21 protein-coding genes are annotated in these 20,761 nt (G+C 39.8%); 8 read left to right on the forward strand and 13 right to left on the reverse strand.

The genetic code is table 11. The features are described from left to right. Positions 1-84 precede the first annotated feature (84 nt). From pgsA to OA91_RS08225, 5 genes are all read right to left on the reverse strand, one after another. A complete protein-coding gene (gene pgsA, locus OA91_RS08205; RefSeq protein WP_063337546.1) occupies positions 85-645 on the reverse strand; it encodes a CDP-diacylglycerol--glycerol-3-phosphate 3-phosphatidyltransferase in 561 nt (186 codons plus the stop codon). 105 nt (positions 646-750) lie between these two features. Then, positions 751-2,571, reverse strand: a complete 1,821-nt coding sequence (gene uvrC / locus OA91_RS08210) for an excinuclease ABC subunit UvrC (protein WP_063337547.1) — start codon at positions 2,569-2,571, stop codon at positions 751-753. Positions 2,572-2,709: 138 nt separating this feature from the next. Then, a complete protein-coding gene (gene uvrY, locus OA91_RS08215; RefSeq protein WP_046019253.1) occupies positions 2,710-3,360 on the reverse strand; it encodes a UvrY/SirA/GacA family response regulator transcription factor in 651 nt (216 codons plus the stop codon). Between the two features lie 179 nt (positions 3,361-3,539). Continuing rightward, positions 3,540-4,295, reverse strand: coding sequence for a replication protein P (locus tag OA91_RS08220; RefSeq protein WP_082827829.1), 756 nt, complete (start codon positions 4,293-4,295; stop codon positions 3,540-3,542). Beyond that, a complete protein-coding gene (locus tag OA91_RS08225; protein WP_063337548.1) occupies positions 4,261-5,190 on the reverse strand; it encodes a DnaT-like ssDNA-binding domain-containing protein in 930 nt (309 codons plus the stop codon). Before OA91_RS08225 ends, OA91_RS08220 begins: the two co-directional genes overlap by 35 nt. Positions 5,191-5,425: 235 nt before the next feature. On the opposite strand from OA91_RS08225, the gene hpf reads away from it, so the two are divergent. The 6 genes from hpf to OA91_RS08255 all read left to right on the forward strand — a co-directional run bounded on the left by hpf (position 5,426) and on the right by OA91_RS08255 (position 8,046). Next, on the forward strand, positions 5,426-5,743 hold the full coding sequence (gene hpf / locus OA91_RS08230; RefSeq protein WP_046019251.1) for a ribosome hibernation-promoting factor, HPF/YfiA family: 318 nt from the start codon (positions 5,426-5,428) through the stop codon (positions 5,741-5,743). Positions 5,744-5,923: 180 nt separating this feature from the next. After that, positions 5,924-6,583, forward strand: a complete 660-nt coding sequence (locus OA91_RS08235; protein ID WP_063337549.1) for a Bax inhibitor-1/YccA family protein — start codon at positions 5,924-5,926, stop codon at positions 6,581-6,583. Positions 6,584-6,681: 98 nt separating this feature from the next. Further along, on the forward strand, positions 6,682-7,074 hold the full coding sequence (tusD, locus tag OA91_RS08240; protein WP_063337550.1) for a sulfurtransferase complex subunit TusD: 393 nt from the start codon (positions 6,682-6,684) through the stop codon (positions 7,072-7,074). Positions 7,075-7,081: 7 nt separating this feature from the next. Continuing rightward, a complete protein-coding gene (locus tag OA91_RS08245) occupies positions 7,082-7,429 on the forward strand; it encodes a DsrE family protein (RefSeq protein WP_063337551.1) in 348 nt (115 codons plus the stop codon). A 2-nt stretch (positions 7,430-7,431) separates the two neighbouring features. Continuing rightward, positions 7,432-7,719: a DsrH/TusB family sulfur relay protein gene (locus OA91_RS08250; protein WP_046019247.1), complete on the forward strand. Its 288-nt coding sequence runs from the start codon at positions 7,432-7,434 to the stop codon at positions 7,717-7,719. 6 nt (positions 7,720-7,725) lie between these two features. Beyond that, positions 7,726-8,046: a TusE/DsrC/DsvC family sulfur relay protein gene (locus tag OA91_RS08255; protein ID WP_063337552.1), complete on the forward strand. Its 321-nt coding sequence runs from the start codon at positions 7,726-7,728 to the stop codon at positions 8,044-8,046. 47 nt (positions 8,047-8,093) lie between these two features. Here the strand turns inward: OA91_RS08255 and cobA are convergent, their stop codons facing one another. The 7 genes from cobA to OA91_RS08290 form a co-directional block, all read right to left on the reverse strand. After that, complete coding sequence (gene cobA, locus OA91_RS08260) at positions 8,094-8,858, reverse strand: uroporphyrinogen-III C-methyltransferase (RefSeq protein WP_231870340.1); 765 nt, start codon at positions 8,856-8,858, stop codon at positions 8,094-8,096. A 56-nt stretch (positions 8,859-8,914) separates the two neighbouring features. Beyond that, positions 8,915-10,222: a serine--tRNA ligase gene (serS, locus tag OA91_RS08265; protein WP_046019244.1), complete on the reverse strand. Its 1,308-nt coding sequence runs from the start codon at positions 10,220-10,222 to the stop codon at positions 8,915-8,917. Between the two features lie 146 nt (positions 10,223-10,368). Then, positions 10,369-10,743: a fluoride efflux transporter CrcB gene (gene crcB / locus OA91_RS08270; protein ID WP_046019243.1), complete on the reverse strand. Its 375-nt coding sequence runs from the start codon at positions 10,741-10,743 to the stop codon at positions 10,369-10,371. 32 nt (positions 10,744-10,775) lie between these two features. Beyond that, complete coding sequence (locus tag OA91_RS08275) at positions 10,776-12,167, reverse strand: replication-associated recombination protein A (RefSeq protein WP_063337554.1); 1,392 nt, start codon at positions 12,165-12,167, stop codon at positions 10,776-10,778. After that, a complete protein-coding gene (lolA, locus tag OA91_RS08280) occupies positions 12,167-12,802 on the reverse strand; it encodes an outer membrane lipoprotein chaperone LolA (RefSeq protein WP_063337555.1) in 636 nt (211 codons plus the stop codon). The genes OA91_RS08275 and lolA overlap by 1 nt, the downstream gene beginning before the upstream one ends. Positions 12,803-12,865: 63 nt before the next feature. Beyond that, positions 12,866-15,712 (reverse strand): DNA translocase FtsK 4TM domain-containing protein, encoded by a 2,847-nt coding sequence (locus OA91_RS08285; protein ID WP_063337556.1) that lies wholly within the window; start codon positions 15,710-15,712, stop codon positions 12,866-12,868. Between the two features lie 200 nt (positions 15,713-15,912). Further along, positions 15,913-16,797 carry a hypothetical protein gene (locus OA91_RS08290; protein ID WP_063337557.1) on the reverse strand — a complete coding sequence of 295 codons (885 nt, stop codon included), beginning with the start codon at positions 16,795-16,797 and terminating at the stop codon, positions 15,913-15,915. Between the two features lie 407 nt (positions 16,798-17,204). Here OA91_RS08290 and aat point away from each other — a divergent pair, with 407 nt between their 5' ends. Beyond that, complete coding sequence (gene aat / locus OA91_RS08295; RefSeq protein ID WP_063337558.1) at positions 17,205-17,921, forward strand: leucyl/phenylalanyl-tRNA--protein transferase; 717 nt, start codon at positions 17,205-17,207, stop codon at positions 17,919-17,921. Between the two features lie 284 nt (positions 17,922-18,205). Beyond that, the gene (gene infA / locus OA91_RS08300; RefSeq protein WP_009835335.1) at positions 18,206-18,424 is read left to right on the forward strand and encodes a translation initiation factor IF-1; all 219 of its coding nucleotides are present in this window, start codon (positions 18,206-18,208) and stop codon (positions 18,422-18,424) included. Positions 18,425-18,500: 76 nt separating this feature from the next. On the opposite strand, the gene clpA is transcribed toward infA, so the two are convergent. Then, positions 18,501-20,753, reverse strand: a complete 2,253-nt coding sequence (clpA, locus tag OA91_RS08305; protein WP_046019236.1) for an ATP-dependent Clp protease ATP-binding subunit ClpA — start codon at positions 20,751-20,753, stop codon at positions 18,501-18,503. Positions 20,754-20,761 lie beyond the last annotated feature (8 nt).

Genomic DNA, 20,761 nt, shown 5'->3' on the forward strand with positions numbered 1-20,761 from the left:
TGATCCTGCGTCAAGCAATAATTCTAAATAAATCCATTAACTTAGCGTTTTATTTCTTTTTAGATCAATAATTGTTCTAAGTGATTATTTTTTATCCGATACTGATGGCGCTAGGTGTGGCCAAGCTGCTTTTAGGTAAACATACATAGACCAAAGCGTTAATAACGCAGCAAGAATCAGTACAATTTCACCTAGGCTTGCCCATTTAGTATCTGGTTCATTACCCAATAAAATAAAGATGGCTAACATTTGCATACTTGTTTTGAGCTTGCCGACGTAAGAAACAGCTACACTTGCTCGCTTCCCCATTTCTGCCATCCATTCTCTTAGAGCTGAAATGACAATTTCACGACCAACGATCACGGCAGCGGCTACTGTCATTAATGGGTTTGCATAACTTTCGACAAGTAGCACAAGTGCAATTGACACCATAAGCTTATCTGCAACTGGATCGAAGAAAGCACCAAAAGCAGATGTTTGGTTCAACTTTCTCGCTAAATAACCATCTAGCCAATCGGTTATTGCTGCGGCGGCAAATACGGCAGCACAAGTTACATAACGTCCATCCCAAGGCAAGTAATACAATACAACCAAAATGGGTATCATAAAAATTCGGATAGACGTCAAAATATTCGGTATATTCATTTATTTTCTGCTTAGTCTTTTTTGCTAATCAATAGCTTGAGCTGATTTTTCGTTAATACGATGTATTTTTAAGGATGATGCTATTTAGTAACATCATCATAACACTTATGTTTGATGGAGAAAGCGGTAAACTTCTTGCGCCATATTACTACTGATACCTTTTACCTTACCTATCTCCTCCTGACTCGCGGCTTTTAACTCTTGTATTCCACCAAAAGCCGTTAATAAACTTTTACGACGAGTTGGGCCTACTCCTGGAATCCCTTCTAAAGTAGAGTGTCGACGCTTTTTATCTCGTCTTTTTCTATGGGTTTTTATCGCAAACCTGTGCGCTTCATCACGAATGTGCTGTATGAGATGCAAAGCGGCTGAATCAGGAGGCAATACTACCTCATCTTCCTTGCAACCTATATAAAGAGTTTCCAACCCTGGTTTTCGAGTTTCGCCTTTTGCCACACCTAATAAAAAGATTTGGTTTAGGCCTAACTCACTCAATACCTCTTCGGCTTGGGTTAACTGACCTTTACCACCGTCGACTAAGAGAACATCTGGCGCTTCTAATTCACCGGACTTAACTCGTTTATAGCGTCTTGTTAATGCCTGCTTCATTGCACCGTAATCATCACCGGGTTCTACGCCTTCTATATTAAAAGAACGATAACGCTTTTTATCTGGCCCTTCTGGCCCAAACACAACGCAGGAAGCAACCGTTGCTTCACCACTAGAATGACTGATATCAAAACATTCCATTTGTTTTGGTGGCTCAGACAAACCTAATAGCTTTTGCAAAGCAGTTACTCGGCTAAAGTGATGCTTTTTATCCAATAAACGGGTTTGCAGACCTTGCTCAGCATTTAACTTAGCAAGGTCAAGCCATCTGGCTCTCTGTCCTCTTACGTTGCAGGTGATCTCAACCTTTTTTAAGGTACTTTCAAATATGGCAGCTGTAAGCACTTCGGTGTCACTAGGCTCGTGACTCAAAATTAACGCCTTAGGTAACTCTTGAGCACCGCCTATATAGGATTGGGCAATAAAGTTAGTTAATAACTCACCTTCATTCATCTCAAGTGGCATTTTAGGGTAGTAGCTTTTACTCCCAACAACCTTGCCCCCTCGAATCATCATAAGATGAACGCAATGCCCACCAGGCTGAATCAGAGCGGCAAGCACATCTGCCTCACCCGATTGCCCATAAACGTATTGTTGTTCTTGAATATGTTTAAGCTGAGTAATTTGGTCTCTTAATTCCGCGGCTCGCTCAAATTCCATCTCAGCTGCGGCAGCGCTCATATTTTGGGTAATTTCACTGACTAATTCTTGGTCTTTTCCCTCTAAAAACATACGTGTATGACGCACATCTTTGGCGTACTCCTCGTCTGTAATGAGATCTACGCAAGGTGCAGAGCAACGCTTAATTTGATATTGGAGGCATGGACGAGATCGATTGGCATAATAGCTATCTTCACACTGGCGCACTTTGAAGACTTTCTGCATGGTCGTAAGGCTTTCTCTAACCGCTGTGCCACTCGGAAAAGGGCCAAACAATTTACCTTCTTCAGACTTACCACCACGACGAAACAGCAAAGCAGGATGCTGATGTTGAGACAGGAGAATATAGGGATAGGATTTATCATCCCTTAATAAAATATTATAAGGTGGTCTATGTTGCTTGATTAACGTTTGCTCTAACAAAAGCGCTTCTGTCTCGCTCTTGGTTAGGGTTACTTCTATATCATCAATGCGGTTAACCAAGGCCATGGTTTTTGTCGAGAGACCTGTGTTTCTAAAATAACTAGAAACACGGTTCTTTAAGTTTTTTGCCTTACCCACATAAAGTAACTCACCTTTACCGTACATGCGGTAGATCCCTGGTCGGGTCGTAAGGTTGCTAATAAAATGTTTTGCATCAAATTCAATGTGAGTCAAACAAACCTCAAACAGCCAAATATAATCAATCTAGAACACCTAATTTTAGGTTAGATGGTGTGTTCCATAATGTAGCAAAATTCAGAGTGTTTGTTGACCCTAGAGAGAGGACTTAATCAGGACGGCTATCGATTAGACTTAATCAACAGCGCCAACACCTAATAAGTTATGGCGCATTGCCAGACGAGCTAATTCTACATCACTGCCAATAGACAGTTTTTCAAACATACGATAACGGTAGGTATTAACCGTCTTTGCGCTTAAGTTCAGCTTTTCAGCTATATCTTGAACTTTGCGACAGTCTACTATCATTTGAGCAATCTGTAGTTCACGGTCTGATAAGCTATCTAATGGTGTCTCCCCTTCCTCTTTGGACATTTGAGATAGAGCCATTTTTTGAGCAACATCAGAACTTATGTACTTGCCACCTTTAGCGACTTTTTCAATCGCGCCTATCATTTCATCTAAGGCGATACCTTTAGTAATATAACCAGAAGCACCCGCTTCGATCAGCTTGGTAGGATAGGGGTTATCATCTAAGGCAGAAAGCGCAATGACTTTTGTTTTTGGTACCAAACGTTTAATTTCTTTGGTTGCACCCAAGCCACCAATACCCGGCATGTGAACATCCATAAGTACAATATCCGGTTGTTGCTCTTTAGTAAGTGAAATAGCTTCTTCACCACTTGCGGCACAACCTACAACTTGCAAATTGGACACATCCTGTAACATGCGACTGATCCCAGTACTGACAATTTCGTGATCATCAACAATTAATACTTTCAGCACCTAATTTCACCTCTATTTTACGCTTTCAAGTTTTCAATATAAGGGATTATTTCTTGTATTTAAAATTGTTTTGTCAAAATAGATGTCAAAAAAACAAATCAACACAATTGGAGCCCACCCAAGTAGGGTGAAACACTTATAATTCAAACAATTACGTAAAGTTAGTTAACCATTCACCTTTATTCAGGTAGTTGCAGGTCAAATCCTTTTTCAGCTAAATCGGCTTGGCTTTTAGCACGATATCTTGCTCTTATTTGTGTTCCTTTGGTTTTTTTAAGGTAATAAAGCAAACAAGCAATATCCCCTTCAGGCAAACCTGTTTTTTGCATCAAGTCTGGAATCAAACTAGCAAGATGATCTTCTTGACGGTTTTCAATCAGGGGCACACTTGGTATAACCAAAACTTGGCCCTGAACGATTTTATCAACTTGTTCATTATAGTTTTTTTCAAAAGCCGGCCATGTTTTAGATTCTTCATCCGACTTTAAGCTATACCAACCAGTAGCAGCTCCAGCATGATAAACCGCAGGATGAGACCAAGAGAACTCTAATGGATTAATGCGACATTGGCTCGCTTCAAGGTAGGCTGTTCTCGTATCAACTAAACCATAAGCCCCGTAGGCCTTTGAAATAAGCTGTAAAAATTCAGCGATAGTTGGCGGCCATGCATAAGTCTCTTTCGACCTTTCAACAGCATAAGCCAAGAGTGGCTCTTTAAAGCCTTTTATAGCTATTGCCCACTCTCTTTTAGCTAGTTTTACTTCATCGGGGTTCGCATAGGCAGACGCAAATTTGTGTGTATAAATTGCTTTAAAACGAGCAAAAAGCATATTAACCAAAACTCGAGTTTGCTGCTGGGCATCCGAACTTTCTTGTTGTGATTGCTGACTGCGCTCTTGACTACCAGTCTGTGTCGTGGATGTTTGTGAGTGCATCGCTAACTTGTTCTTTAGAGGTTCGATTAGTGTATGAGCTGCCTTGGGTGCCTTCATGCGAGGATCTATCCGATTGTTTATATTGCCATTGACGTTTTACATATTTGAAAAATTCGCTGTTCCAAGTGCGTACATTCTTTCTTTGTTCTTTTATCCGTAACAAGAATTCTGCGAGCAGTTGTAATGCAAATTGACGATTAATTCCAGCCTGCGAAATTTGCTCTAAGGTACTCTCTTCAGGTTGCCACTGATCAGGTTGACGAGTTCTTTCTTTCTGCTCTAAATATAGATCGAAGTCAGACACTCCGCGACGTTTATCTTCTTGGCTTTTATGAGCGCCAGGCCACGAATTGGTTGCCGACCTTGGAGGAGATTCAGACGCTGCTGGATATTGTCCTTGCCCTTGTTTGTTCGCATATTGCATATGAGAACTAGCCAAATTCTTGCGGCTTTTTAACCTTGACGGGTCAGGGTTAACTGAAGGTTGAGTTTTAGCCTGCCTTTGTAAACGACCAATTCTATCAACTAACTCATCATTTGATTGCGAAGATTCAGAGCTTGACGGCACAGCTGTGGCTGCATGATAAGTTTGACTGTTTACTTTAGGTTCAGGGTCTTGCATTTGCCCTTGACCATCTAAATAGACGATTAACTTCCCGTTTTCACGCTGAAAATTTAACACTTGATTAGCTTGTAGGTTTGAAAAAATACGCTGCAACATAGGACCAGTCCAGAACGGAAGTTGGGCCGCTAAAACAGACATTTCGAAACTAAGTACTCGACTTGATAACATGAAAGCATGCTGTTCTAAAAACGCAATTAAAACAGATTCTTCCAGACCAATCTCTTGAGCTGTGCGAAATGAAATCGGCAATATAAAATCGTTGCTGGGCATTTTATCTATCTACTTCAATTGTCTTTAAATCAAAATGCAGTGTAGCAAATTGACTTATTTGAAGCACTAAAAGGATGCTTTAAAAATCATCTAGGGCTTAAACATTTATTTGTTACAGAGTGATTAAAGCGTATTGACAGGCATTTATCAGAATTCTATGCTGAAACTGTGCCGTGTGGTTTTTATTTTTAAAAAACCTATTTTAACGGTCCAACTTTGCCAAGGAGAAAGTTGTATGTATACAATCAATATTACTGGACACCACGTCGACGTCACTCCCGCTCTAAAAGAACACATCAATGAAAAAATGGATAAACTAGGTAGACTTAGTGATCAAATCACCACTATCCATGTCACTCTCATGCAAGACAATAATGAACAAAAAGCAGAAGCAACCATTCATCTTCCAGGTAAAGAGCTTTTTGCAGCTGCTGTTTCTGAAAACCGCCTGTTCCATGCAATTGATGCCATGACAGAAAAACTGGCGAGACAGATTGATAAACATAAAACCCGAAAAAGTGCGAACCACCAAAAACCTATGGTCGCATCTTGATCTAAATCAAATCATATTAATTTTCATAAAACACCGCTTATTAGCGGTGTTTTTTTTATCTCCTACTTATTTCCCCACGTTTTTAACAAAGCAATACAAGGAAATTACGCACAAACACTTGAGTTTTATGGCCAGCGTCTCCATATTAGCTATATAGATTTGACCTTAATGGAGATTATGATGCGTTATACCGATGCAATCAGTTCAAGCCAAACACAAGAAGCGGCAAACAAAACTTTAAGAAACACTTATGGACTTTTGTCATTAACACTACTTTTTAGTGCCTTCACTGCAGGCGCTAGTATGGCATTCAACTTACCTCACCCAGGACTAATCATTACCCTAGTTGGTTTTTACGGCCTACTATTTTTCATTAGTAAATTTCAAAACTCTGGGCTAGGCATTGTTTTAGTTTTTGCTCTAACAGGTTTTATGGGAATTACCATTGGACCGATCTTAAACGCTTATCTAAGTTTGCCTAACGGCACGTCTTTAGTTATGAACGCTTTGGGCTTAACAGGTTTAGCTTTCTTAGGCCTTTCTGCTTATGCATTAATCTCTAAACAAGATTTCAGCTTTCTAAAAGGCTTTTTGACTGTTGGTGTGTTTGTTCTATTGTTTGCCATGGTTCTTGGCTTTTTTGTTCAAATCCCAGCACTACAAATCTTTATCTCAGCAGGCTTCGCACTGTTCTCTGCTGCTATGATTCTGTATCAAACAGGCGAAATCGTAAGAGGCGGTGAGACCAATTATGTAATGGCCACTGTGACTCTATTTATCTCTATCTACAACCTATTCCTTAGCTTGCTAGCTCTTTTAGGCATGGCTAACGACGACTAGTTGTTTATTGTAAACTAGCAAATAGCCCCATAACTATAGGCCGCATATGTGGCCTTTAGTTTTTTTGATCGTCATATAACCTTTTGTTAGGCCCTAACATGCTTTACGCACTTTTCATCCATGGTTCACCTTTTCAAACAAAAGCCTGCCACTCAGCTTTATCTTTTGCCAAAACAATCATTGCGAGCAAAGAACACCAATTAAAGGGTGTGTTTTTCTATCAGGATGCCGTGCTTATTGGCAATCGCTTTAATCAATGCCCAAGAGATGAGTTTGATATTCAAGCGGCTTGGCAAACACTGTCAAAAGACTATGGCATTGAGCTGACACTTTGCATTGCAGCAGCTGTAAGGCGTGGCATCATTAGCGAATCTGAAAGTGAAAGGTATGAGCTAGAAAGTGCAAGTTTAGCCTCTCAATTCCAACTTGAGGGCCTTGGCACCTTTGTATCCTTTATGAATGATTGTGACAAAATAATTAGTTTTAAGTGAGCACAAGATGGGTAAAACTCTCATACATATCACCAGCTCTCCTTATACGGGACTGGCAGTAAAAGAAGCACTAGACCTAGCTATGGTTCTAGCTACATTTGAACAAGATGTAGATCTAGCTTTTTCGGGTGCTGGTATCGCTCTTCTTCATCAAAACCAATCACCAGATGAGAGCCAAGGTAAAGCACTTTATAAAATGCTAGCCAGTTTCGAATTTTATGATATCGACAACCTCTATCTTCCTGAGTCACAAATACCTAAAGAAGGTATAGAAATTACTTCTCTTGCATCTAGTCTGTCTGAATTAGAGTGGAAAGACATGCTAACTCGTTACCAACACACTTTTAGGTTTTAAGCATGCCGCGTTTACATCAACTAAATAAAGCCAATTACCCAGCCAATACTGAGCATGAGATTCTTTTAAGTTTGCAGCAGAATGATGCCATATTACTCATTGAAGAAGGCGTACTTAAAGCAGATAAAGATGAATCCTTATTTAGAAAAGCAAATAGTTTAAATATTAAAATTTATGCTTTAGAGCAAGACATAAAAACCTATGCCCTCATTGCTGAAAGTCTCGATATTATTAACAATGAAGAATGGTTAGAGTTAACCAGTAAATTTGAACAGCACACAGCTTGGTAGCAAGATATGACAGCATTTGAAACATTATTAGACCAAGAAGGTTATCTGATCAAGCTTGAAGATTGGTCTGAAGAGCTAACATCTTATTTAGCGGATCAGGAAGAAATCATCTTAACGGATGAACACTGGGAAATAATATTCCTATTGCGAGACTTTTATCAAGAATATGAAGTCTCTCCTGCTATGAGACCTTTAGTAAAAGCCGTTAGCAAAAAGCTTGGGAGCGATAAAGGCAAAAGTATCTACTTAATGCAGCTATTTCCTGGTAGTCCGGCAAAACTGATCGCAAAACTTGCAGGCTTACCCAAACCTGCTAACTGCCTATAAATTGTTCTATCAATAGCTATAGTTTATAGGCAGCTTCTAACTTCAACTTATGGCTTAAACCAAGATAAACGCATTTGCAGCTTAACTACGTCACCTATAATTAATAAGCTAGGTGATTTTACTTCATTATCTATTACTACTTGGTTAATCTCACAAATATTAGAAGTGAAAACTCTTTGAGAAAGTGTTGTCCCTTTCTCAACCACAGCAACAGGCATATCTTTATTCATTCCATGAGCAACCAGCTCCTCAGCGGTTTCAGCAAGACCAGTTAACCCCATATAAATCACTAAAGTTTGTGCTGGATGTACTAGCTCACCCCAAGGAAGGTCTGTTGAGCCATCTTTTAAATGCCCGGTTACAAAGCGCACGGATTGCGCATAATCTCTATGAGTTAGTGGTATGCCTGCATAAGCAGCACAGCCAGCAGCAGCCGTTACCCCTGGGATGACTTCAAATTCAACACCGGCATCCACCAACTCTTCTATCTCTTCGCCACCACGTCCAAAAATAAAAGGGTCTCCCCCTTTTAAGCGAACAACACACTTGCCCTCAGCCGCTTTTTCACACAAAAGCTTATTAATATCTTCCTGAGGCAGGCTATGCTTTGATTTAGCCTTACCAACATATAAGGCTTCGGCACTATCAGGAATCAGTGCAATAATTTGATCACCAACTAAGCGATCATAAAGAACGACATCAGCTTGAGTTAATATCCTATGGGCTTTCAATGTTAATAACTCTGGATCACCTGGACCGCCCCCAACTAAATAAACCTTACCACTCATAATTTTTCTCAAAATATTTGTCAAAAAAAACGCCTCTGTAATGAGAGGCGTCCTTTATAAATTAGTTTAGTTGAACTAAATTAATTTTGATTCGCACTCAACTTAGTTTTTCCACCCATATAAGGCACAAGCGCCTCAGGCACATCAACAGAGCCATCTTCGTTTTGATAGTTCTCAAGTACAGCAACTAAAGTTCTACCAACAGCAAGACCAGAACCATTCAAGGTATGTGCCAATTCTGGACGACCTGTTTCCGGATTACGCCAGCGAGCTTGCATACGACGCGCTTGGAAGTCTCCCATATTAGAACAAGATGAAATTTCACGATATTTGCCCTGACCTGGTAGCCACACTTCAATATCATAAGTTTTGTGTGCAGAGAAACCTAAATCTCCACCACACAGTATTACTGTACGATAAGGCAGGTTTAACTTCTTCAAAATAACTTCAGCATCTTGGACCAAATCTTCAAGCACTTGCTCTGAACGATCTGGGCGACAAACATGCACTAATTCAACTTTTTCGAATTGATGCTGGCGAATCATACCACGCGTATCACGACCATAACTTCCCGCTTCACTTCTAAAACAAGGCGTATGAGCAACAAACTTTTTATGAAGTTCTGCATCATTTAAGATCTCGTCACGCACCAAATTGGTTACAGGTACTTCAGCTGTCGGGATAAGGTAAAGATCATTATTACCACTTTCTTTATCGACTGGCACCTTAAACAAATCAGCTTCAAACTTTGGTAACTGACCTGTTCCTTTTAAAGAATGCTCGTTAACTAGGTAAGGAACATAAACTTCACTATAACCATGCTCATCTGCATGGGTATTAATCATAAATTGAGTCAAGGCACGGTGTAGACGCGCTAAGTCTTGTCTCATAACAGCAAAACGAGAACCTGTTAATTTAACTGCAGCTTCAAAGTCTAGTTGCCCTAAGTGCTCACCTAGATCTACGTGATCCTTAGGCTCAAAAGAAAATTCACGAATATCACCCCAACGGCGAATTTCTACGTTATCGTCTTCTGTCGCACCAGCTGGAACTGATTCGTGAGGCACATTAGGAATACTAGCAAGAATAAGATCCATATCATGCTGAACTTGAGCAAGCTGCTCCTTCGCATTAGCTAGATCATCACCCAAGGTTGCTGTTTGCGCTTTAAGCTCAGCCGCCTTGTCTTTATCACCAGCCTTCATGGCCATACCAATTTCTTTAGAAACAGAGTTGCGGGACTGTTGCAGATTCTCAGTTTCGACCTGAATGGATTTACGACGCTCTTCTAGGCCAACAAAAGCGGCAACGTCTAGTTCAAAACCTTTTTTCTTGAGACTTAGAGCAACCGCTTCTGGGTCTGCTCTTAATGCTTTAATGTCCAACATTTCTGCAACTCTTTCCTCTATGAGTTAGCGCTAAGGTTATATTTATACATAACGGCGCATAACAAGAATTAATAAAATTATTTAAGGGCGACTATACTACTACGATTAACTTAACATTAAACAATAAGATGTATGATATTCTGCAATTAAATGAGTCTTGCTGCTAATATTCCTAGCCAAGTGCCAATAACACCACAAAAACAGCTTAATAATAAGTAGCTGATCGCACTAAGCCAAGCTTGCTGATTCAGTAACGCAACTATTTCTAATGAGAAAGTAGAAAAGGTAGTAAAAGCCCCTAAGAACCCAACCATTAAGAGTGGTCGATAAGCCTCTAAAGCTGTGATGCGCTCCGTCATAAGCACAAACAACACCCCCATTACAAAGCAGCCAATGACATTAACAGTAAAGGTCGCTATCGGAAAAGCCCCTTGATTAAACTGAGCAAAGTATTTTGCAACAGAAAATCGCCCCATAGCGCCAATAGCGCCACCTAAAGCAACCATCAAATATGCACTCATATAAAGATTCTTATCTAGTCGGTAATAGAAGGTTAATTATTAGAATATGGATCTGAATTATCATAATGAGGGTTGTGAGAATCAAATTCATACCGCTTATTTGCACTTGACTCATTTAGCTCATTTAACCATGCCAGTTTATCTGAGATTTTTTTCTCTAAACCTCTATCCGTTGGATGATAGAAAGTGTGGTCAACTAGCTCTGGCGGCAAATAAGACTCTCCTGCGGCAAAGGCATTCTCTTCATTATGAGCATATCGATAATCTTCTCCATGCCCCATTTCTTTTGCCAGTTTAGTAGGCGCATTACGTAAATGATTCGGAACATCATGACTTGGCTGCTCAGCAACTAAGGACATTGCTTGTTTGAAAGCGTTATAAACCGCATTACTCTTAGGCGCACAGGCAAGATATACAGCCGCTTGTGCGATAGCTCTATTCCCTTCACCAGGACCTACTCTATGGTAAATATCCCATGCGTTAAGGGCTACTTGTAAGGCTCTTGGATCTGCATTGCCAATATCTTCTGATGCAATTGCCAATAGACGCCTTGCTATATAAAGAGGGTCACAACCTCCATCTAGCATACGCGCCATCCAATAAAGGGCACCATCAGCAGATGAGCCTCTTACTGACTTATGAAATGCAGATATTTGATCATAGAAAGCATCGCCACCTTTATCGAAGGCCCTATAAGATTGCCCTAAAACATCAACCAGCTGAGCTTCAGTTACTTGCTTTTTACCACCCTCTTCTGTCGCCATATCGACTAAAACTTCGAGAAGGTTAAGTGATCGCCTTACGTCACCATCTGCTGCATGGGCAATGGCACCAATGAAGCTAGCTTCAATCAGAATATTATCCTTTCCATAGCCATGCTCTTGATCTATCAGTGCTCGCTCAAGCCCTTGTCGAATAATAGCTTGGGTTGGTTTCTTGAGGCTATAAACCCTCGCCCTTGAAAGTAAGGCTGAGTTTAATTCAAACGCAGGATTTTCAGTTGTGGCACCAATGAACAAAAAAGTACCATCTTCGATGTAAGGCAGAAATGCATCTTGCTGGGACTTATTAAATCTATGTACCTCATCAACAAACAACACAGTTTGACCTGAGTTCATCATTTTATGTTGCTTAGCTTGATCAACGGCTGCTCTAATGTCTTTAACACCAGACATAACGGCAGATAACTCTAAGAAATGAGCCTGTAACTGATGTGATAATAATTTGGCAAATGTCGTTTTACCCACACCTGGAGGGCCCCAAAGTATAAAAGAGTGGCATCGACCTGTTTCTATCATCCTCTTTAAAGGCTTTCCGTCACCCACCAGATGATCTTGACCTAGGTAGTCAGATAGGCTTCTTGGTCTCATACGAGCGGCTAGCGGCTCATATAAATCCCATTGACTTTCAAACAAGTCTTGCATTAATTAACCTTTGCTTTCGCTGTTTTCTCCAACAAACTTGGCTCAATCAATAAGTCTACTTCATCGGGCAAGTCTACTTGAAAGTTACCATCTGCAACGCCATCGTGATGCTCTACATTATTAAATTCAATCACAGTGGTTTGACCCAAACTATCTTGAATACTCATAGCTTCAATGTCATTACTTCTAAACGAAAGTGTCAGAGTAGAAAACAGGTCTACTTCTTCTTTAGGCTCTAATCTAAACCTTTGTTCCCCCAATTGAGTAATTTCGTAATGAGGCAAAACATCGTTAGCTGGGCGCCCTAATAAAGCAGCAGGCGAATTACCTAAAGCACCCTCAAGAGGTTTTTGTGTCGCTTGCTCAAGATCTACATCCCAAACTGTAATCCATTGTCCATTAGAAATAATTCTTTGCGGGAAAGGAGTAATCGTATCCCATACAAAGCGATTAGGTTCTGCTAGCAGAAAGACACCTTCATTAGCCTGTAATTGAAGGCCTTCCTCATCATAGGTAACCTGGCGAAATTCGCCTTCTATATTGCGATTCGACTCTAGTAATTGAGTTAGAAGCTCACTTGCTACACTGATACTCATACCTAAAGACAACATCAGCATAATTAATATTTTTTGCATTTTAAAATCTCAAACCCTAATAAAAAAGATAACCAATAAGCAGACTAATAAATAACAACGAGTCTACTCTGGTATCAGAACTTCACGCTGGCCGTTAGTTCCCATAGAACTTACCAAACCAGCCGCTTCCATTGCCTCAACTAAGTTTGCAGCACGGTTATAACCAATTTTTAATCGCCTCTGAATGGATGATATAGAGGCTTTTCTTGTCTCAATTACAATAGCAACTGCCTCATCATAAAGTGCATCTTTATCTTCCGAGCCAGAATCTGTCATTAGATCTTCTGGGTTAACAACAACATCAGAAATATATTGAGGCTCTCCACGCTTTTTCCATTCCTCAACAACTGCATGCACTTCTTCATCAGAAACAAAAGCACCATGCACTCGAATTGGTGTTGGAAGACCAGCAGGTAAATAAAGCATATCACCTTGACCTAATAGCTGATCAGCGCCACCTTGATCCAAAATTGTTCTCGAATCAATTTTTGAGGACACTTGGAAAGCCATTCGAGTCGGCACGTTAGCTTTGATCAAACCGGTAATAACATCTACTGAAGGTCTTTGCGTCGCTAATATTAGATGTATCCCTGCCGCCCTCGCTTTTTGGGCAATACGAGCAATCAATTCTTCTACTTTTTTACCTACTATCATCATCATATCAGCAAATTCATCCACGACAATGACGATATATGGTAAGGGCTCTAACAGGGGAACACTTCTAGCAACACCCTCTTGAGAGAACATTGCATCATGCTCTGGCTGCCATAATGGGTCTTCAATCGGGTTACCCGCTTCTATAGCTTCTCTAACTTTCTTATTAAAGCCAGCTAGATTTCTCACCCCTAATTTAGACATGAGCTTGTAACGACGTTCCATTTCATCGACAGACCAACGAAGTCCATTGGCTGCATCTTTCATATCCGTGATAACAGGGGTTAACAAATGAGGAATGCCTTCATAAATAGAGAGCTCCAGCATTTTAGGGTCAACCATGATCATTCTAACTTGATCAGGGGATGACTTGAGCAACATACTCATGATCATGGAGTTAACGCCAACAGACTTACCAGAGCCCGTTGTGCCGGCAACCAATAAATGCGGCATTTTGGCTAGATCAACAACAACAGGTTCACCTGAAATATCATGCCCTAAAGAAATGGTAAGAGGAGATGTGGCATTGTCGTAAATATCACAGTTAATGACTTCGCTAAAGTAAACAATATCCCTTACATCATTAGGAATTTCTATACCTATTGTCGATTTACCTGCTATCACTTCAACTACGCGAACGCTCATCACACTTAAAGAGCGCGCTAAATCTTTCGCTAAGTTAGTGATACGAGAAACCTTCACTCCAGGCGCTGGTTGTATTTCAAATCGGGTAATAACAGGACCAGGATTTACTTCGACCACTTCAACCTTTACACCAAAGTCAGCTAGCCTTTGCTCTAATAAAGCAGATAAAGAAAGCAACTCATCTTCTGAGTAGCCACCTTTTTTAGGCTGTGGTTGAGTCAAAACGCTCCTATCAGGCAGTGAGTAACTCATCACGGCCTCTTTAGTCTGCCCATTAGGCTCTTGGCTTGCTAACTTATCGAGCTGTTTAGCTTCAGATAATGTTTTTACCGCTGGTTTGCTCTGGGAAGCATCAATTCGCTCAAGCTCATCCCTAATTGAAGTATTCTCTTCTAAACTATCAAAACTCTTCTGTTTAAAAGCATCTGCAAGCTGACTTTCTTGAGATTCAATGGGAGTTACTTCACTGGTCTTTTCAACGCTTTCTGTGATTCTTTTCTCAGGTTTCTTAATATTTTTATCTTGTTTGGCGGTTATTTGATTCGTATCGCCTCGTACATCTGAGCCTTCTAACCCTAGGTCACTTTCATCTTCAATATAAAGGGTATCACTGAACGCGAGATCAACATCATCTAATGCAATATCATCAAAAGACCCAAAGTTTGGCTCTTCTTTTGATTTAGAAACCCTAGATTTTGAGTCATCACTAACTCTAGTGTTTTGATCTAATTTATGACTATCTAAATTTGCAACACCTTCTTCAGACACTTCTTTTGCTGAAGATCTAAACAGTGAGGAGACTCTATTAAAGAGTTTTTTACCTTTATTATCGGAGTTAGTATTAGATGAAGGCTCATCAATTTCATTAGGTACAGATGAAATCTCAACTTTAGGCGAAGTGCCTGTCGATTCTAACTTGCTCTTCTTTAGTTTTCGCTTGTAGGCAGGCTCATCCAATTCATCAAGTGAATCATCATAGTCAACATTCTTTTCTTCTGAATTGTTCTTTTGTCTGTTTTCGAGTTTCGCTTTTAGGCTATTCAGCACCTTGAGTACATAAAAACCTAACCTCTCAACAATGAGCGCCCAGTGAGCTTGGCTAATAAGGGTTATGGACAGAATAAAAAGAGCCAAACTAACCAGTGTCGCCCCATCATACCCAACCCAATAAAATAGCAATTCACCTAAAGCTCGGCCAAGAATACCACCATGACCATATTGTAAGTTGTCATACCCAATGGAATGCAAAAAACAAAGCGTAGAACCAGCAGATAAATATAGAAGGCAACCAAAGGTTACTAAAGACACATTAGTAATAGACTGCAATTGATTAATATTACGCCAACAGACAAAAGCGCATAATAAAAACACGAAAGGGAAAGTAACAAAAAGAGAGCCAAAAAAGGCGGAAAGGATATCCGTTAATGTAGCACCAATGGCCCCCATAGAATTTTGGGTTGCAGAACCATCACCAGAGTAGAACCAGCCAGCATCATGAACATCATAAGAAAAAGTCGCAAAGCTGAAAAAAAGAAATATCAACAAGGCAAATAAACCTAAACCTTGTTTGGTAATCGTTGTCATAGCAGGTGATCGTAACGACTCACTCATACAAAAGTATCCATTCTAAAAAGAGTAATAAATGTAGACCCATTTCAATAGGTTCCCTTTAAAGATTAACGGCAGCATCTAAGAGAACTATAAAAACATGATGAAAAGGGCTTTAGAAGGGACTAGCTTACCATAAAAAAAGCCAACCCGAAGGTTGGCTTTTTGGATTTCTATACTAAGAATTACTTATTAAGTAGGTCTTAGAAAGAAGCGTTAACACCAATCTCAGTAGTGTCACCGAAATCTTTAGAATAGTATTCTACATAGTAAGTTAGATCACCAGCTGTGTAATCACCGTATACATAGAAACCATCTTTGTCTGTCTCTACGTTCGCAATAGTTTCAGAAGTATTAGATGTGTACTCAATGTTTAGAGTAGTTGCATCACTTGGAGTCATTTCAACACTTAAAGCAGCACTTGTTTTATCTAAAACTTGCTGATAAGTAGTTGAAGAACTATCAGTATCAACTTGCTCACCTACTGCATAGGCAACAGCTACAGTAGCTCCACCTAGGTCCATAGAATAACCAGCGTTAACAGCGTTTGATTCACCAACTGAACCACCAGAAATACCGAAAGTGCCAGGACCCATATCAGCTACATAAGATAAAGCCATACCAACTTCTGAAGAAGCGTCAGCAACACCATTCGCTTGAGTTGCTTCAATAGATACTGTTAATTCATCAGAAATTGAGTAACGAATACCTGTATCATCTGTATCAGAGTTACTAACTAGATCGATTGCAGAGTTCTCTGCTATACCCAAGAAACCAGCATCTGCCAAAGTTCCGTCAAAACGACCAAATTGAACAGCACCTTGAGTAACGTAAGCTTTTTCAAGACCTGTAGTAACAGTTTCTGTATCGGTTACAGAAAATTCAACTTCCATGTAAACAACACCAGTATCGATGGCAATTTCGATTTCGGCATCATCAGTACCACTAACGTCATCTTTAGATGCACCAGAAGTAAAAGAAACACCAGCAGTACCAGAGAAAACTGGCTCAGCTGCAATAGTCGTTGTAGAAACAGCAGCTGCAACAGCAGATACTGCAAAGATAGAAGCAAGTTTAATCGCTTTCATTCAAGATTCCCCTTTATATTATATTTTTTTGGCTTTTAGACCTTTCGAAAGGCTTTGACTAACCTATCGAAGAAACGCTGAAAAATCAACGACTCTGAAATACTAAAACCCAGCAGTGTCACTTTTATGACAGTTAGTACAAAAAAGTCAACCGTCATCTCACTAAGGTCATTTTGCCTAAGTTCGAATTTGACGCCATTTAAGACTGCGTTGATTAAAACCAAGTTTTCCTTTGTAGGTCAAGCATTCATCAACATTTTTTTCTTATTTTTTGCAATTTTCATCTTTTATTCGACTTAAGCCAATTTTTTTTAAAGATTTTAGACATAATGCCGTTATTCTCTTGATGCACTCTGATAGAATTTTCGTTTACATAACTTATCATTTCTAGTTAAAAAGCCCGAAAAATGAACGAACAAAAACAGCTTTTAATCCTCTCAGAAGACATATTAGAACTTCCTGATCCTAACTTGGCGTTAGATGATCCAGATGGATTAGCTGCGATCGGTGGTGATTTATCAAACGGACGCTTAATACATCTCTATCAACATGGTTTTTTCCCTTGGTATAGCGAATCCGACCCAATTTTATGGTGGCATCCCTCTTTAAGATGCCAACTTAATCCCAGCAAATTCCACTGCTCAAAGTCTTTAAAAAAGCATATCCGTAAATTTTCTGGACAGATAAGAATCAACACTGAATTTGAAACCGTGATTCAGCATTGTGCTCAATTAAGGCAGGAGCAAGAGGGTACATGGATATCAGATGAAATAGTGTCTGCCTTTGTTAAACTCCATAACGCAGGTTATGCTCACTCTATTGAAGTATGGCAAGACAAGCAGTTAATAGGCGGTTTCTATGGTGTTGCTATGGGCCGTTTTTTCTTTGGAGAGTCCATGTTTTCCTTAGAAGCTAATGCGTCCAAACTCGCTCTCTATAGCCTTTGTTTAAATGCTAAAGCATTAGGGATTGAACATATCGATTGCCAAGTAGAGTCAGAGCATCTCATGTCACTGGGAGCTAGCTCGATACCTCGCAAAAACTTTATCCAACAATTACAGCAAGCAATACCTAAGCCTGAAAAAAATCAAAATTTAATTAATCAGACACATTTAGATCTTTAATTGTGCGAAGTTTTCGTTTTTTATACTGACCAATAGATTTATTTTACGCCTTGTTCCAGAGAAGCATTTGCCTAATCAGCAAATTTTAGGCAAAATATGCGCGATTAATTTTTAGGCGTATTTCCTAGTATTTATTCAAACTAAGCAAATACTGTCGAACTATACTTCGCCTAAACAGGTGAGACATCAAAAGTTCAGACCTGTAGTCGTTCTGCAAAAGCGCATGATTAATGACTTTAAGCTTGAACGAACTAAAAAACTTATAACACCATAGGACACATATTGTGGCAAAAGAAGAAAGCATAGAAATGGAAGGCACTATCATTGATACACTGCCTAACACCATGTTTCGCGTAGAACTTGAAAACGGACACGTAGTGACTGCTCATATTTCTGGAAAAATGAGAAAGAACTACATCCGTATTTTGACTGGCGATAAAGTAAAAGTAGAACTAACACCTTACGACTTATCTAAAGGTCGTATTGTTTACCGTTCTCGCTAATACTCAGTCAGCAAGACATAAAAAAACCGAACTCATTAGTTCGGTTTTTTTATGTCTAAAAGAAATTCAGTTAATATTACACAACCGCTTCTTTTTCAATTTCAAAAGCTAACTCATCAAGTTTTTCATCAAGTTTAACTAAAACACTTCCACCTGAATCAAGATCACCAAATAGGATTTTATCTGCTAAAGGTTTTTTCAAATGCTCTTGAATGACCCTAGCCATAGGCCTAGCTCCCATTTGTCTATCATAACCTTTACTTGCTAGCCAACCTCTAGCCTCATCAGAAACCTCCATGAGAACACCTTTAGGGTCTAGTTGAGCTTGAAGCTCTACTAGGAACTTATCAACCACATTAAAGATAACTTTTTCATCAAGTTGATTAAATTGAATCACAGCATCTAAACGGTTTCTAAATTCAGGTGTAAAGGTTTTATTAATAACTTCCATACCATCAGTAGAATTATCCTGACTTGAGAAGCCTATTGAGCGTTTCGCTAGCACTTCTGCACCAGCATTAGATGTCATTACAAGAATCACATTCCTAAAGTCTGCTTTACGACCATTATTATCAGTTAAAGTACCATGATCCATGACCTGTAAGAGTAAATTAAAGACTTCAGGGTGTGCTTTTTCAATTTCATCAAGTAAAACCACACTATGAGGTTGCTTAGTCACAGCCTCAGTCAATAAACCGCCTTGATCAAAGCCAACATAGCCTGGAGGCGCACCTATCAACCTGGATACCGCATGTCTTTCCATATACTCAGACATATCAAAACGGATTAACTCTACACCTAGCTGTTTAGCAAGCTGGCGTGTTACTTCCGTCTTACCCACCCCAGTAGGGCCTGCCATCAAGAAGGAGCCTATTGGTTTTTGATCTGCTTTAAGACCAGCACGAGAAAGCTTAATAGCATCAGATAATGACACTATGGCTTGATCTTGACCGAACACTACCATTTTAAGGTTGCGCTCAAGATTCTCTAACACCTTTCTGTCATCTGAATTAACAGACTTAACCGGAACCCTAGCAATTTTTGACACAATATCTTCAATATCTTCGACAGTAATGACTTCCTTACGAAGATTATCTTTCTGCAGTCTTTGATAAGCACCCGCTTCATCAATGACATCAATTGCCTTATCAGGCATGTGTCTATCCGTGATGTACTTCGAAGCAAGTTCAGCAGCAGCAAGCAATGCAGGCTCTTCATACTTGATTTCATGATGAGCTTCAAAAGCGGCTGATATACCTTTTAAAATCTGATAAGTATCATCAACACTTGGCTCATTAACATCTATTTTCTGGAACCTTCTTGCTAAAGCATGATCTTTTTCAAACACACCACGAAACTCTTGGAAAGTCGTGGATCCAATGCACCTTAATCCACCAGCACCAAGCACAGGTTTCAATAAGTTAGATGCATCCATTACCCCACCAGACGCAGCTCCTGCGCCTATGATGGTATGTATTTCATCAATAAAGAGAATGGCATTAGGCAGTTTTTTCAATTCGCTTAATAAATGCTTTAAGCGCTTCTCGAAATCACCACGGTACTTAGTACCTGCTAATAAAGCGCCCAGATCCAATGAATAAACCACACCATCTTTGATTACATCTGGTACATCACCATCAACAATTCGCTTCGCTAAGCCTTCAGCAATGGCCGTTTTACCGACTCCTGATTCACCCACTAGTAAAGGGTTATTTTTACGGCGTCGAGATAATGTCTGAACGACTCTAGAAACCTCATAATCTCGACCAATCAAATTATCAATCTTGCCTGATTTAGCTTCTTCATTCAGGTTCAATGCATACTTTTGTAAAGGTGCTGCATTATCATCACCCTCTTCCTCTTGCTCTACAGAGTCAGGAGAGGATTGGTCACCCACCTTAGAAATACCATGGGCAACATAATTGACTACATCAATTCGAGCCACACCTTGCCTTTTAAGCAGGTAAACAGCTTGGCTTTCTTGCTCACTAAAAATAGCAACCAAGACATTAGCACCTGTCACTTCTCGCTTACCGGATGACTGAACATGGAAAACAGCTCGTTGCAAAACACGCTGAAAACCCAATGTAGGCTGAACTTCTCGCTCTGCATCATCTTCAGGGATTAAAGGTGTCGTACTATCGACAAATTCAATTAATTCTTGTCTTAAAGTATCTAAATTTACGCCACACGAACTCAATACAACAGAGGCGGCATCATTCTCTGTTAAGGCTAATAAAAGGTGCTCAACCGTCATAAACTCATGACGTTTGTCACGCGCTAATTTGAATGCACTATTTAGGGTTTGCTCTAATTCTTTATCTAACATAGGTGTAC

The sequence above is a fragment of the Marinomonas sp. SBI8L genome, assembly GCF_001624705.1.
Lineage (GTDB): Bacteria > Pseudomonadota > Gammaproteobacteria > Pseudomonadales > Marinomonadaceae > Marinomonas.